This is a genomic window from Paenibacillus sp. J22FR83 (assembly GCF_059691955.1).
Genome location: NZ_JCAUAM010000030.1, coordinates 36,605 through 51,568 on the forward strand (window position 1 = coordinate 36,605; position 14,964 = coordinate 51,568).

Annotated in this window: 15 protein-coding genes; 5 read left to right on the forward strand and 10 right to left on the reverse strand. The window is 44.4% G+C overall.

What is annotated here, in order from left to right:
* Window positions 1–10: 10 nt before the first annotated feature.
* Window positions 11–637, forward strand: a complete 627-nt coding sequence (locus AC58PV_RS33210) for a fumarylacetoacetate hydrolase family protein (protein ID WP_497437286.1) — start codon at window positions 11–13, stop codon at window positions 635–637.
* Between the two features lie 57 nt (window positions 638–694).
* On the opposite strand, the gene AC58PV_RS33215 is transcribed toward AC58PV_RS33210, so the two are convergent.
* Window positions 695–1,888 carry an HD domain-containing phosphohydrolase gene (locus tag AC58PV_RS33215; RefSeq protein ID WP_497437288.1) on the reverse strand — a complete coding sequence of 398 codons (1,194 nt, stop codon included), beginning with the start codon at window positions 1,886–1,888 and terminating at the stop codon, window positions 695–697.
* A 204-nt stretch (window positions 1,889–2,092) separates the two neighbouring features.
* On the opposite strand from AC58PV_RS33215, the gene AC58PV_RS33220 reads away from it, so the two are divergent.
* Window positions 2,093–2,905: a DUF92 domain-containing protein gene (locus tag AC58PV_RS33220; protein ID WP_497437322.1), complete on the forward strand. Its 813-nt coding sequence runs from the start codon at window positions 2,093–2,095 to the stop codon at window positions 2,903–2,905.
* A 29-nt stretch (window positions 2,906–2,934) separates the two neighbouring features.
* On the opposite strand, the gene AC58PV_RS33225 is transcribed toward AC58PV_RS33220, so the two are convergent.
* The 5 genes from AC58PV_RS33225 to AC58PV_RS33245 all read right to left on the reverse strand — a co-directional run bounded on the left by AC58PV_RS33225 (window position 2,935) and on the right by AC58PV_RS33245 (window position 7,099).
* Window positions 2,935–3,240: a LapA family protein gene (locus AC58PV_RS33225; RefSeq protein WP_497437289.1), complete on the reverse strand. Its 306-nt coding sequence runs from the start codon at window positions 3,238–3,240 to the stop codon at window positions 2,935–2,937.
* A 120-nt stretch (window positions 3,241–3,360) separates the two neighbouring features.
* A complete protein-coding gene (pepF, locus tag AC58PV_RS33230) occupies window positions 3,361–5,151 on the reverse strand; it encodes an oligoendopeptidase F (protein ID WP_497437291.1) in 1,791 nt (596 codons plus the stop codon).
* 248 nt (window positions 5,152–5,399) lie between these two features.
* Window positions 5,400–5,582: a hypothetical protein gene (locus tag AC58PV_RS33235; protein WP_497283157.1), complete on the reverse strand. Its 183-nt coding sequence runs from the start codon at window positions 5,580–5,582 to the stop codon at window positions 5,400–5,402.
* A 173-nt stretch (window positions 5,583–5,755) separates the two neighbouring features.
* A complete protein-coding gene (locus AC58PV_RS33240; RefSeq protein WP_497437292.1) occupies window positions 5,756–6,592 on the reverse strand; it encodes a YjbE family putative metal transport protein in 837 nt (278 codons plus the stop codon).
* A gap of 261 nt (window positions 6,593–6,853) precedes the next feature.
* The gene (locus AC58PV_RS33245; protein ID WP_497437293.1) at window positions 6,854–7,099 is read right to left on the reverse strand and encodes a hypothetical protein; all 246 of its coding nucleotides are present in this window, start codon (window positions 7,097–7,099) and stop codon (window positions 6,854–6,856) included.
* A 188-nt stretch (window positions 7,100–7,287) separates the two neighbouring features.
* Here AC58PV_RS33245 and AC58PV_RS33250 point away from each other — a divergent pair, with 188 nt between their 5' ends.
* Window positions 7,288–7,992 carry a class I SAM-dependent methyltransferase gene (locus tag AC58PV_RS33250; protein ID WP_497437294.1) on the forward strand — a complete coding sequence of 235 codons (705 nt, stop codon included), beginning with the start codon at window positions 7,288–7,290 and terminating at the stop codon, window positions 7,990–7,992.
* Window positions 7,993–8,131: 139 nt separating this feature from the next.
* Window positions 8,132–8,329 carry a cold shock domain-containing protein gene (locus AC58PV_RS33255; RefSeq protein ID WP_028556542.1) on the forward strand — a complete coding sequence of 66 codons (198 nt, stop codon included), beginning with the start codon at window positions 8,132–8,134 and terminating at the stop codon, window positions 8,327–8,329.
* Window positions 8,330–8,432: 103 nt separating this feature from the next.
* Here AC58PV_RS33255 and AC58PV_RS33260 read toward each other — a convergent pair whose 3' ends face one another.
* Window positions 8,433–9,053, reverse strand: coding sequence for a TetR/AcrR family transcriptional regulator (locus tag AC58PV_RS33260; RefSeq protein WP_497437296.1), 621 nt, complete (start codon window positions 9,051–9,053; stop codon window positions 8,433–8,435).
* A 122-nt stretch (window positions 9,054–9,175) separates the two neighbouring features.
* Between AC58PV_RS33260 and AC58PV_RS33265 the strand changes: the two genes are divergently transcribed.
* Window positions 9,176–11,401, forward strand: a complete 2,226-nt coding sequence (locus AC58PV_RS33265; protein ID WP_497437297.1) for an MMPL family transporter — start codon at window positions 9,176–9,178, stop codon at window positions 11,399–11,401.
* A 187-nt stretch (window positions 11,402–11,588) separates the two neighbouring features.
* Here AC58PV_RS33265 and AC58PV_RS33270 read toward each other — a convergent pair whose 3' ends face one another.
* The 3 genes from AC58PV_RS33270 to AC58PV_RS33280 form a co-directional block, all read right to left on the reverse strand.
* Entirely contained in the window at window positions 11,589–12,236 is a 648-nt protein-coding gene (locus AC58PV_RS33270) for a nitroreductase family protein (RefSeq protein WP_497437324.1), read from the reverse strand.
* 154 nt (window positions 12,237–12,390) lie between these two features.
* Window positions 12,391–13,569 (reverse strand): MFS transporter, encoded by a 1,179-nt coding sequence (locus AC58PV_RS33275; RefSeq protein ID WP_497437300.1) that lies wholly within the window; start codon window positions 13,567–13,569, stop codon window positions 12,391–12,393.
* A gap of 20 nt (window positions 13,570–13,589) precedes the next feature.
* On the reverse strand, window positions 13,590–14,924 hold the full coding sequence (locus AC58PV_RS33280; protein WP_497437301.1) for a multi antimicrobial extrusion protein MatE: 1,335 nt from the start codon (window positions 14,922–14,924) through the stop codon (window positions 13,590–13,592).
* Window positions 14,925–14,964: the final 40 nt, after the last annotated feature.

Here is a 14,964-nt window from a genome sequence, read left to right on the forward strand (position 1 = left end):
TTCATCTAACATGACAGCAACGATCCGAAACATATATTGCGTTGGACGAAACTATCGTGCGCATGCGGCAGAACTTGGGAACGACGTTCCTGACCAGCCGATGATTTTCACGAAGCCTACTCATGCATTAGTAGAGATGGATGGCGGGGAACTGGCTCTCCCTAATGATCAAGGTGAGATTCACTATGAGACTGAACTCGTCATACATATAGCGAAACCCTACATAGCAGGTATGAAAGTCGATGAGATCGTCGATCAATATGCACTGGGGATTGATTTTACACTTAGAGATGTTCAGAATGTGATTAAGAAAAAAGGGCAGCCGTGGCTGCCTGCCAAAGGATTCCTGAAGTCCGCGCCAATTACTGCGTTCCGTCCGTTTCCTGGCTCATCCGAATTAACGATATCCAATTTCCAGCTTCACAAGAATGGACAAGTTGTCCAAGATGGGAACATATCGCATATGATATTCGATCTTCAAACCATCATCGATTACATTGCGAAGCATTATGGATTAGGTCCTGGCGATATTATTTTCACCGGGACACCGGAAGGCGTAGGTCCCGTCCAAGACGGCGACCGATTAGCGTTGCATTGGGGAGAAGAACAATTTGGTGCTTTTTCCATTCGGTTGTAAAATAAAAAGGGCAGTTTCTTAGGTCACATCGACCTCAGAACTGCCCTTCTTCATTTGCTATGTAGTCGGTTCAATAGGATTAGCTAAAGCTTCATCGGAATATTGCTCTCTTACACGGAGAATAGCAGGTAATTGTTTAAGGAAAGCATCAACCACATCCGGATCGAAATGCTCTCCGCGTTCCTCCTGAAACAATTGGAGAATACGATCGAGCTCCCAAGCTTTCTTGTAGACACGATCACTGCCAAGGGCATCGAATACATCAGCTATAGCTGTGATGCGCCCGTAAATATGGATCTCTTCACCTTGGATACCACGAGGATACCCACGACCATTCCATTTCTCGTGATGCTCGTAGGCAACAATCGCGGCAGTTTTGAGGATATGGCGGGTCGAATTTCGAAGCAGATTATAGCCGATTACCGTATGATTCTGCATGAGCTTGAACTCGTCCTCGGTCAGCTTACCAGGCTTATTGAGGACCGCATCAGGAATAGCCACTTTGCCGATATCATGCATAGGCGATGCAATCTTCAACAGTTCAGCTTCATCCTGACTCATACCTAATGCAAGTGCTAGTATATACGAATACTCGGCAACACGCTTCACGTGATTACCGGTTTCCTTCGAACGACTTTCACCAATTTCCCCCATTCGGAAGATGATTTCTTTCTGCGTTTCTTCAATTTCCATTGTGAGGAGTGCAGACTCCAAGGATTTACCAGCGTATGAGGAGGCTAGGGTCAAATAAGCCATATCTTTGTCTGAGAATTGCTCACAGGCAGTTAGCTTATTAATCGCTTGATAAGCCCCCATGATCTCTCCTTGGCTATTGCGGAAGGGGATGACCATTAACGCTTTCGTGCGATAACCGGTTTGTTGATCCGTACGGATGGCACCATTTTCCAGATAGGATTTGTATTCCTCATTGGTATAAGCATCATGAATAAAGACAGCTTGATCATTCGTCACAGCATAGCCTACAAGGCCGGCAGAGCTTGGAATTCGGATTTCATCGAGACCATGAGCCACTTTGGACCATAGCTCATTCTTCTGTGTATCGAGCAGCCAGACAGTACAACGATCGGAGACAATCATCTCGCGTCCCATATCCGCCATTAGCATAAGTACGTTATCAAGAATCCGTTCATTCGCAATCTTGGAAGCATAGTCGAAAATGACACGCAGCATTTCTTCGGGTTCTAGGTCTCTTTTGAAAGTGGAAAGGGTAGAGAAGTGATCTTGCTCCATGTCAGCCTCCTATCGCATATTGCTTTTATAGTATCATAGAATAAGTGATTTATGGTTAATAATTTGCAGAAATAACTGAAATATGTCGAATTAAATTTACAAAATACGATAATAAAGAGACATGGTCGACTATGTTACAATGTACATAATTCATTTGGATTGCAGAAATTGGAAGGATAGGGGAGAAGTTTAATTATGCTGTTTATGCCGGTCGTCTACGGATTCATAGGAAGCGTATTAATTGCAGGTGCTGCCTACTGGAAGAGATCGTTATCAGTAACGGGAGGGATTGCTGCCGTGCTGTTAGGAACGACGATGTATGCGTGTGGGAGCCTAGCATGGTTCGGGACACTGATAGCGTTCTTCATATCTTCTAGTTTGCTATCGAAACTCAAACATCAGCGTAAAGCAGCAGCAGAAAGTGGCTATGTCAAAGGTGGGAGAAGGGATGCAGGCCAAGTCGCTGCCAACGGGGGGCTTGGGTTGTTGCTATGTATCGGCAATGCGATCTGGCCAAATCCTGTGTGGTGGTACATGTATATCGGGGTTATGGCAACTGTGAATGCCGATACGTGGGCTACAGAAATTGGTGGGTTGAGCAAGTCAACTCCTCGCTCTATCGTGAATGGGAAGCGGGTTACGGCGGGGACTTCAGGCGGAATTACAAGCTTAGGGATCGTAGCTTCCTTGTTGGGAGGAGCGTTTATTGGACTTGTCGGAGGCATTTTCAACCATTTTGGGGAGACGCAAGCGCTCGATAGCTCGATTATTGTCATAATCTCGATAGGTGCCATTGCCGGATTAGGTGGATCACTCGTGGATTCTTGGCTAGGAGCGACGTTTCAGGTGATGTATCATTGTGAAGTTTGCGGTAAAACGATTGAGAAGCAGGAGCACTGTTCCCGGAAAGCTAAGCAAATTCGAGGTTTACGATGGATGAGTAATGATGCGGTAAACGCATCTTCCTCATTAATCGGAGGGGTAATATGCCTCTACTTGAGCACCTTACCTCTCTAATAGTTGTTCGTAAGTCATCCGAAATACGTTTATACAATCGGTTCTTTCTGTTCGATCTCAGATGTCGTGGAAGATACAGCAGGTGGAAGTTGAGCTTCGTGAAGTTGTTTCTCTAATTGTTTCACTTTACGCTGCAGCTTATATTGACGCACCATACCGAAGAGACCCACTATGAGACCACCTAATAAGGTTGAGGTTAAAATGACGAGAATTAATGGTGTGGACGTCGTGGTGAACATGAAGTTTACTTGTACCGGTTCTACATTGACGACAGCGAATACTGCTGTGAGTAGAGCAAACACTAAAGCACTGATTAGGATCCATTGCATCTTCATATAGCCATCATCCCCTCTTATTTAAGAAAAAGGTTGAAAGCCAATGCTTTCAACCTTTTCGTGTTACTTGCTTGCGCCCTCGCAGAGAACAAGAGAGCTTCTCATGCATCTCGGAATCGTTTACTTCGTAAGCTCTTCCATTTGATCCAGCAACGAGCTGAATACGCTCATCGCTTGTTTAATTGGCTCAGGTGTAGACATATCCACGCCAGCCTTCTTAAGAATATTTAGCGAATAGTCACTGCCGCCGCTTTTGAGGAAGCCGAGGTAGCGGTCAACCGCTGGTTGGCCTTCATCCAAAATCTGCTTCGCAAAGGATGTAGCAGCCGAGAAGCCTGTCGCATATTTATACACATAGAAGCTGTTATAGAAGTGAGGAATACGTGCCCATTCCATCTCGATATCTTGATCCACCACCATGTCGTTGCCATGGTACAGCTTATTCAAGCCGTAGTAGATTTCGCTGAACTCTTGAGGTGTCAAGGATTCGCCTTCTTCTGCTTTCTCATGCGTGATCATTTCGAACTCAGCAAACATCGTTTGACGGAATACCGTTGTACGGAACTGATCCGCATAGTACGTGAGCAAGTACATTTTTTCCTTCGGATCTGTTACGCGTTTTAACAGGTAATCCATGAGAAGGGCCTCATTAAGCGTCGAAGCAACTTCCGCTAAGAAGATCGTGTACTGCGCATAACGGTACTCTTGGTTCTCATCGGACAAATAAGAATGAATCGCGTGACCCATCTCATGTGTCAACGTAAACATGCTGTTCAAATTGTCTTTATGGTTCAACAATACGTATGGATGCGTGCCGTAAGCACCCCAGCTATAAGCACCATTGCGTTTATTTTTGTTCTCATAAACATCGATCCAGTGGTTGTCGAAGCCATCTTGAAGAATTTTTAAGTAATTTTCGCCAAGCGGCGCCAAACTCTTCTTGATTTCTTCCTTTGCTTGATGATACGTAATATCCATTTTGAACTCTTCTACGAGCGGGGCAAACAGGTCATACATATGTAATTCATCGACCTTGAGCAGCTTTTTACGAAGTTTGAGATACCGTTGCAACTGAGGCAAGGATTCGTGAATGGTGGAAATTAAGTTCGTATATACTTCTTTCTTGATATTGTCACCGAAGAGTGTCGATTCAAGGACAGAAGGGTAATTGCGCGCTTTAGCGTAGAAAATGTTTTTATTGATATTCGCGCTTAATGTCGCGCCGATCGTGTTGCGATTGTTGCGGTACGTCTCGTAGACAGCCTTAAATGCATTTCTCCGAACCTCAGGATCGCGGCTCTCCAAGAACTGGATATAGCTGCCATGGGTAAGTTCAACTTCCTCACCTTTTTCATTCTTTACCTTCGGAAATTTCAAGTCTGCATTGTTCAGCATGCCGAAAATCGTACTTGGCGCCCCAGCCATCGTGCCTGCTTGAGCAAGAAGGGCTTCTTGTTCTTTGGATAACGTATGAGGCTTCTGACGAATCATTTCTTCAAGCGTATCTTTATAAAAAGATAAGGAAGAATCACTAACAAGCTGTTGGAGCTTTTCATCCGAAAGGCTTAATATTTCAGGAGAAATGAAGGAAGCGGCTTCGCCAACTTCAACACTGAGTTTTTTGGCTTTCTCGGATAAAGCCTGATAAACAGGTTCAGCTGTATCTTCATGATGCTTCATGTTGGCGTAGACGTATAATCTTTCCATTTTGACAGAGAGCTCATCTTCCAACTGGAAAATTTGCTTCACGGAAGCTGCATCGTTAAGTTTTCCTTGGAAGGCACTGACTTTGCTAAGCGAGCTCTTCACCTCTTGAAATTCTTGATCCCAAGCCTTCTGATCAGCGAATAAATCCTCCAATTGCCAACGGTGCTCGGCAGGTACTTGCTTGCGTTCCAATAATTGAGTCATCGGAGCCCTCCTGTTCTTGTTTTGAGATTGGGGTAAGCTGGTATCCTTTGCGTGTAAATCTGCGATGGGGACAGAGCTAAGCAGAATTCCCATTACAGCTGTTACATAAATCAGTCGCATTACGGTCACGCTCCCGGCATATACCCATGTGGGATGGTATAACTGAAATCCCAATCCATGGTTTTCACCTAGTATGACCGATTGCAAGTTTAATTATCATTATATGAAAAAGCTGGATGGAAGTAAATTCAAGTTCCTGCTCGGAAGAAGCTTAGCACGATCAGCACGAAGGAGATGGAAACCATCACAATGGCCAGCAGAGCCAGATAGCGTTTCATTTGTGCCGGAAGACTGTCTTTTTTCATAATTAAAATGATCGCTAGGCAAAAGGATACAATTACAAATGTGAGTATAGATCCAGAATCGGTCATCGAAAATCATCCTTTTTCCTATAGAGTATGATACTTGTTCCAAAATATAGAATTTATATGTTCACTTAATAAATTGGCTATATTTCTCCATAAACGCTCTCGTCCGTATAGGACGGCGGAGTCGTTTATTGTGTATCATACTAATTTTCGCTACGCAGGGTCAAACTCCTTTTTCAACCGGCATGCTGCATCGAATCTGTTGGCGTCTCATCGTCGTCCTCTTTCACCAGAATGAATTTGCCACGCGAATCCATTTTGACTGTGAAGCGATCCTCAGGAGAAATTTGTGCTTCTTCACTAAGTTCTTTAGGAAGTGTTAGTTGCCCACTATCGCCGACGCTTACTTGATAGCCAATCATTTTCGACCATTTACCTGCACCCAACACGAGCACGATAAGTAATCCAATGAATAACCACTTTCCTAACGGATTGGAATCGAAGAAGGGAGCAAGGAATTTTTCGCCAGTAATCATCTTACCTGCTGTTAGCGCAAGCACGCCTGCACCGATGTAAATAATCGAAGGGTACTTCTCAATCCATTTGATGAATAATGTGCTTCCCCAGACTACGATAGGAACACTGATCAATAGACCGATAACAACAAGCAGGAAGTTCCCGTGTGCTGCACCAGCGACCGCGATGACATTGTCTAAGCCCATGACCGCATCCGCGATGATGATGGTACGAATGGCTGCCCACATGCTATCTTTCGCTTGCATATTGTCATGATTTTTCTTCTCGCTCAGAAGCTTATACGAAATCCATAATAGCAAGATTCCCCCGATAAGCAGCAGGCCAGGTATTTTGAGCAACGTTACAACGACAAGTGTCGCTCCTGCACGAATCACAATTGCGCCAACGGTACCCCAGAGAATGACTTTCTTTTGTGTTTCCTTTTTCAAATTCCGTGCTGCCATACCAATCACAATCGCGTTATCCCCTGCAAGAACCAAGTCAATCAGAATAATGCTTAACAGTGAGACGAAAAAGTCTGTTGACAACCAATCCATACGAACCACTCCTTCAAAGTTAGTTTGATGCAAAAAGAGCCTAGCACCGCTTGACCGGTGAAGGCTCTAATTCATCAAAAAAGACCTTCACCAATGAACATGGCAAAGGTCTTGCTAACAACGTTGTCGTTGCCAATAAAGCCGGGATCTGATGAGGATCCGAATTGACGACTTTACTGTATCAGCTACTCCCCTTTGGAGTGTTACTATGAGATTATACGTTTACTATATGCGATGCGTTTCAAAATAGTCCGAATTTTTTTAAACGTTTTTAAATGCATCCATAATGGCTTGCCATTCTTCTTCTGTTCCATCGAATTTATCTTTGGCAAAGCGCTCGTTAGCCCAGTGTAACATGGCAGGCCGTCCAATAAAGTTATGGCATTCTTCGCCCCACTGATCGGAAATCTCCGTTAAGACGATTTTAGTGCCTTGAACCTCGACATTGAGCATGTTCCATTTATCTTTTTTATAAATCGTATGTCTTTTGAAGGGTTGATGCGACATGTTTTTTTCCCCGTTTCTGTAATAAGCTTATAGATGTGTACAATCGTATCATATAATGACGGTATTTCCAAACGAACAAATCGTTATAATCAATATTTTCATGTTGCGCCACATAATCCCTCGTGATAGAATTCTCCTAATCCTTTCCAAAGGGAACGGGTTATGAGACGAGTTGAGGAGAGATGAGCATGGAACAGAAACAAGTTTATGAGCAAGTTGGGGTTGCAATGACCTCGAGATCGTATGTGGAATATGAGAAAATGTTTATGTTGCAGACGGCTGATTTGATCGGTCAACGAGTTCTGGATGTCGCCGGCGGCGCATCTTCGTTTACAACAGAAGCTAGGCAGCTTGGGGTATTTGCAGAAGCGGTTGACCCGTTGTATGCGAAGTCGCCAAGTGACATCTCAGCGCATGGCGTGCAAGAAATCGAGCTTGTCGCAGCTAAGATGTCCAAGTTAGTTGATGTGTATGACTGGACGTTTTACGGGTCTGTGGAGCAACATCGGTCAGGTCGTGTCCAAGCGCTGCAGCGATTTGTAGAGGATTTCTCCAAGGCAGATGGCTCAACAAGATATCATATAGCCGGTTTACCGTCTTTGCCATTCGAAGCGGAGACCTTCGATCTCGTTATGTGTAGTCATTTCCTCTTTCTATATGAAGAGCAGTTTGATTATGCGTTTCATGTAGAGGCCATTCGTGAGTTGCTGCGTGTCTGCAAACCAGGCGGCGAGGTAAGGATATACCCATTGATGAATTTCCGCACGGAAGAATATTCCCGGCTCAACGATCTAATCAACGAGTTCGAGTTGGCTGGTTGTACACTCCAAAAGCGAGAAGCTAGTCTACCTTTTCTACCGAATTCTCATCAATTTTTAAGCATAAAAAAGTAACCCTCTGCATAGTGGAAAACCTTGCTACATCAACAAATTTTAGCTTATCCACTTCGGGATTTCCGTTGATTTTTCACTACTCAAATGGTATAATTTCCTTATTCGTCATAGATGGCGATATTTTTAGGAGGTTGTTCATTTGAAGGGTACAGTGAAATGGTTTAACGCAGAAAAAGGGTACGGTTTTATTTCTGTTGATGGAGGCGACGATGTATTCGTTCACTTCTCCGCAATTCAGGGCGAAGGATTCAAAACATTAGAAGAAGGCCAATCCGTTGAGTTTGATATTACTCAAGGTAACCGTGGTCCTCAAGCAGCTAACGTCACCAAATTATAAGATTCTGGGACTCCCTACTTATAAATAGTGTCATAGCACAAGCAATAAAGACAGTTCTCGAGTTCAATCGAGGCTGTCTTTTTTGTTTTGTGCTTTCAAATTCTCATTTCGGCGGAAATAAGCCATGCCAGAGAATGTCAATAATTTGCGTTGCGGCTTCTCCTTCATGAGGGAACATTTTATTCCCGTCGCCATCAGTCGCATGGCCCATCATGAGGAGGGAAGTATAGGCACGTGCGATCACACGTGGATTAACTGGACCAATTTCCCCAGAGTCAATCGACTTCTGGAACTCGGTTTCTAGCGCATCGAGAATGCCCTGCTCGGATTTGCGCATAGCTTTCATTTGCTCCTCGGAAAGTGTAGCCTCCATCTTGCGCATGAAGGAATGCAGGTCGAAATCGACTGCTTTCAGATGTCCTTCGGTAATGCCGAGAAGCCTTTCGCGAAGGGGAGCAGGTTCGCTCAAACGTTTCAGCGTGACACGTCTTACGTTATCCATTAATTGAATCATGGAGGCTGTAAGAAGATCAGACTTAGACGGGAAATAGTAATACACAGATGCCTTCGTCACCTGACATTCTTTGGCGATATCGTCCATGGAGACGGATTCGAAGCCACGGGACAAGAACAACGGAATAGCCGTCATTAGAATTTTCTGATTCAGAGGCATGTCCCCCTGGGAAGCACGGGGTCTGCCGAGAGGCTTTGATTTTTTTTCCATATGTGTCACTCCTGAGAGAATTATAAATAAGACTTGATTAATTAACTATCTAGTATATATAATTAATTCTGTTACAAGAATAATTATAACACTATTTCATTTTTTAGGAGAGAGGCTACGTTATGCATGAAAATCCTTTTTTCAGTAAAATAGGCGCTTTTGTCACGGGCCGCCGCAGTAAATGGGTAACATTGGCTGTTTGGATTTTACTTACAGGCATTTTATCTGTCTTTCTACCTAACGTCAATTCTCAAGAAAATAACGCTGCAAGGCAATTGCCGACCGATTCATGGTCTCTAGAAGCAGCGGCTTTGATGAAAGAACAATTCCCAAGTAATGAGGGTGTGCCAGCGCTTGTTGTATGGTATCGTGGATCAGGACTAACAGATCAAGATTTGGCAGCTGTACAGAAAGTTACGAAACAACTCACAGATGCACCGTTGGCTGCTCAGAAGGGATTGCCACCGCTGCATCAGATGCCAGCTCCAGCACTTAAAAGCATGTTATCGAAGGATGGCCAAATCCTCGTCCTTCCCATTTCGTTTAACGAAGGGACGGAAACGGATGTCCTCCAGGAAGGTATGAAGAAGCTGGAAGAGATCACTGTAAGCCAATTAGGCACTGATCCTTTTGAAGCGAAGATAGAGGAAGATGGTTTGCATGCGCGAATTACTGGCCCTATCGGCATTCAGACAGATGCGACAGCGTTATTCAAAGGAGCTGATTTTACGCTGTTGTTAGCAACAGTGCTGCTTGTACTCGTTCTTCTCATTTTACTATATCGCTCCCCGATTCTGGCTCTCATTCCACTGGTTGGCGTAGGCTTCGCTTATGGTGTTATTTCACCTATTCTTGGATTCATGGCGAAGCAAGGTTGGATCACGATCGATGCGCAATCGATCTCCATTATGACAGTCCTATTGTTCGGTGCAGGAACAGACTATTGTCTCTTCTTCGTTGCTCGCTACCGACAAGCTCTATTGGTTGAAAAAGACAAATATTCCGCACTACGTGTTTCATTCGGTGGTTCAACAGGTGCGATCGGGATGAGTGGACTCACCGTAATTGTATCCTTACTAGGCTTATTATTCGCTCATTATGGCTCTAATCATCGGTTCGCGATACCGTTTAGCGTAGCGATCTTCATTATGGCTATTGCAAGCCTTACACTTGTCCCAGCGCTTCTTGCTATTATTGGCAGAGTGTCTTTCTTCCCGTTCATTCCTTTGACAGCAGAAATGAGAGCGGAGAAAGAAGCGCGCAAAGGCAAACGCATTCGCGAGCAAAAGCCTGTCGGTGCGATGAATGCCGCTCTTGGCCGAGTGGTAACGGAAAGACCCAAAAGCGTGCTCGCTATTTCGCTAATCATCCTCATTGCGTTGGCAGCTTTTGCCCCACAAATTAAGTTTACGTATAATATATTGGAATCCTTCCCTTCCACAATGCCGTCTCGAGAAGGCTTTAGCTTGTTGTCAGAGCATGTTTCACCGGGATCATTGGCACCTGTTAAAGTGGTCGTTAATACGGAAGGAAAGACGGCCGATGTCCAAGGAGCTCTTGCTGCATTGCCTTATGTGGAATCGGTGAGCAAACCAGAGGATAGCAAGAAGGACGCTAATTATAAGGCATATGAGTTGATTTTCAAGCAAGACCCGTACGATTTGGAAATCATCAATCGAATTCCTGAAATTCGAGGCACATTGGAACAAAAGTTAACTGAGGCGGGGTTATCTAATCCACAGGTTTGGGTAGGTGGAGAGACGGCAACTCAGTATGACACCAAAACCGTCGTAGAACGGGATACGAAAATTGTCATCCCAGTCGTTATCACGGTAATCGCGATCCTATTACTCGTTTACTTACGTTCCATTGTTGCTACTGTCTATCTAATTGCAACGGTACTGCTTTCCTATTACTCGGCGCTAGGTGCAGGGTGGCTAATCTTGCATTATTTCATGGATACATCAGCAATCCAGGGGCTGATACCTCTGTATGCATTCGTATTCCTAGTTGCGCTAGGTGAGGATTATAATATCTTCATGATTTCGAGCATCTGGCAGGAAAAAAATCGGATGAAACTGAAGGATGCGATCCGTTTAGGCGTTAGCTCAACGAGCAGTGTTATCACCTCGGCAGGTTTAATTTTAGCAGGTACCTTTGCGGTTCTAGCTTCACTGCCAATTCAGGTGCTTGTGCAGTTCGGTGTCATTTGTGCCGTTGGTGTTATCTTAGATACGTTCATCGTAAGGCCGTTCCTTGTTCCTTCCATTACGATGTTACTTGGCGATGCGGTGTTCTGGCCTAGTAAAGTGAAGCGGGCCCCGCTTGTGTCTAATTCCAAGAATTAAGCATGGCAAAAAGGAGCTATCCGCAATTTTGCGGACAGCTCCTTTTTAAGTGCAACTAGCTGGGGAGTTCTTTGGGAAAGCGTAATGCGGTTAGTTGAATCCATCTATTGCGCCCAATTGGCGAGAAACAACAAAAATAACAACATAAAATCCATTTAGTTTGTTTATGGCGTAAAGAAAGTACTAACTAGTCGATGATTTCAAGAATATCGTCAATTTCTTTGCGCGCCATTTTGCCTGGTTTATCCTTCGGATAACCAAGAGAAATAACCATATTAATTTGATACTCTGCCGGAATTTCCAAATAAGCACGGATTTGATCCTGTGCTAAGAGCACAGGGCCTGTCATAGGGCACGTCGCTAAGCCTCTCGCATGCGCAGCAAGCATCAAGTTCTGCGAAGCTAAGCAAGAGCTTTTGATACCTTCCTCGGCCCAAACATGATCATCAACCAATTGAATCGGGTCGAAAATGCGGTCACGGAACTTGGATTCATAAGGTGTTGCCAAGCAAATGATGAGGACAGGTGCGTTCGAGAAGGCCGTTGCGTATGGCCCGAAGGATCTCACCAGCATACGCGCTTCTTTAGAGAGCCCTTTCTCTTCGGCTGCCGCGGCACGTAGATGCAGTTGGTCCCAAGTCAATTGCTCGATATGTTTGATCTTGTCTGTATTTCGAATGGCAATAAATTTCCATGTTTGTGAGTTGGTATCACTGGGAGCATAACGAGCACAATCAATGATTTCTCGAATATCTTCTACTTCAACGGACTGCTCGGTAAAGTTGCGAATGCTGCGTCGTTCAAGAACGATGGTTTTGAAATCTTCATACATCATAATAAATGTGTACCTACCTTTGCTGCTCATAATGTTCATCTTGGATTAATACTTGGTACTAAGACTATATCCTTATTATAGGGGAGATCTACAAGGAGTACAACTGCCGTTGCTCCCCACAAGCCCAAACTAGAAGTAAGAACCGATTCTCTTATCATCGACTAGGGAGAGCTTCCTCATTCTTTTGAAACAAATATGTGCATAGGAACCCTATTGCAGACGTTATAGATAAGCATGCTGCAATGAGATAAACGGTACTTCCGCCAGCTTGGTTATAGATCCAGCCACCTGCCGTGCCGCTAATCAAACCAGCTATACTTGACCAAGCCACAGCGAATATAGCTTGACCCGAAGAACGGTACTCATCCGGAATGATTTGACTCAAATATCGATTCGCGGTGAAGAGGAAAACGCCGAACGTTAAGCTATGTAAGAGTTGAATGCCGATGACCCATATGGGATCTTGGATGAAACTCATCATAACGAAGCGGAAAGCGTAAATTACACCTGCAAAGGCGAGTAAGGGCAGTTCCTTAAAGCGATGACCGTGCTTGCTCAGGTAGAAAAATACAGGAATCTCGCTGAGCGCTGATGTCATCCACGCATAACCGATGAGGGAATCCGAAGCGCCGAGCTGACGCATATACAGGGCTAAGAAACCATCATTGAAACGATGTGAAACCGACATGATGACCACGAGTATAAGGAACCAAATGAACTTTTTGGAACGGATAATGTTCACCATGCCGCCAAAGGCCATTTTTTTGCCGCCTGAGCGCGTATCTTTGAGCAGAAAAAGAATGATTAATGTAAAGCCTATCGTGATAAAAAGTAAAAGAGGCGTAAGCCCCGTTCCATATGCTCGCAAGATTAGACCGAAGCCGCCAGCTGAAAGTGCGAAACCAATGGAGCCATATACGCGGAAGGAAGCATAGCTTTTGCCACTCGATCGAATATGCAGCATGACTTGACTATCATTTAAAGAGTTAACTGGCTGTTGGAAGAAGAAGAACGCTGCCAAACAGACATATAACAGGGAGAACCAGCCTGCCGTAGATACCAAAACAGCAGTTACAAGCTGACCGAGGATCAATATAATCATGATCTTTTTGACCGTTTGAAATCTGTCGCTTAGGAACCCCCATAACAGGTTAGTAGCAATGCCGATCAGCGGTCCAATGGCGTAAAGCAAGCCGATTTGAATCTTCGAATATCCTTTATAATCGAAATAAAGCGGGAAGAACGTCACAACGATCCCCATCGTCATAAAAAAAGAGAAAGTAAACATTTTGAGCAATCGATCATTTCTATCAATCGCGTTCGAATTCGCCAAGCGTAATCATCACCATTTCGTTACATATTTTCTTGAGGTTGATTAGGTTGTTGCACATCGTTCGTACGTTTGAGCACATAGATGACGACAAACAGTTCGGCCAACATGCCCAGTGACTGCGCTAGTGCGCCAATCATCCCATTCCAGCCAGGAACCGTTGCAATGGCAACGAATAAAGTGAATACCGTAAGGATAGCATTTGCAGATTGCGAGAAAACCATGATTTTAGTTTGGCCGCGCAGCATGATAATGCCATTCATATAATCAAGCCATGGGAATACAATTGTCATGATCATGAAAATACGCATTGCGCTTAGGCTCGCGTGCTTCAGTTCTGCATTAACACCCATGACATGCGTCATAAACCAGGGGCCGATCGGCGTATAAGCGAGTATGGCTATTAATGCTCCTGGAATGAAACTGAGCATGAGAATGAATTTGCGCACTTGCACAGCATCTTTACGATAGAAGTTTAAGACGATTTGATGGATGTAAGAGAAGAAACTCATCACTAACTGGGTTAAAGATCCAGCGATCGCAAAGGAAGAGATGGCTAGATGGATATGTGTCGTTTTGCCTAACATGGCATTAATAGAAGGTCCAATAATTACCGCGATAACAGATGAATATAATAAGGGTTTATAAAAGCTGAAAATTTGCCCCTTCGTCTCAATCGGATGATCGGGTGCTTTCTCCGGAATAACATGTTTGAGTAAGCTTGTACCTTCCCAAATTGCAACAGCCGCTTCAATGACCATACCGACAAGGAAGATAATGGCACCTACTTTGCCGCTCGAGACATTATCCGTTGTAATGAAGTACAAAGATAAGAGGTACATCGCGATGATTCGTACGCCCATGCCGATGGTGAGCCATTTGGTGCGCATATTGAAAATAATAATGCCATGAAACAAGCAGCGCAGGCCAGAGAAAATGCTTACATACATGAGGATGCGATAAACACTTAATGTAGCAGCGAGCATTTCACGTTCTACGCCGAAAAAATAAAGAAACACCCATTCTCCAACCGGTGTGTAACAGAGTATGAGGCCCAGCAGAATAATACAAGCAAATACATATGAGCTGACAACGCCCATGGCGCGGAACGAAATCCGATCTCTGACGAGTGCAGAGCAGGCTTGTCGCAGCAATACAACGGGTCTTTCTGTCAGTCCTAGCAGACTTAGGGGGATGGCGTAGCTGGCGATGACGACTTCAGGATTGTCAGCCCTTGCCAAGGTGCTATTAATAATAACATGTGAGAGGGTTACAAGCGTTGCTGAAAGTCCGAGGGGGAGGAAAAAGGAGATGAGCTGTTTCCATGTGATCGTTTCCTTTAATGTCTGAGCATTCATCCAAATCGCACTCCTTCGCGTGTTGCAAAACATTTCTTAA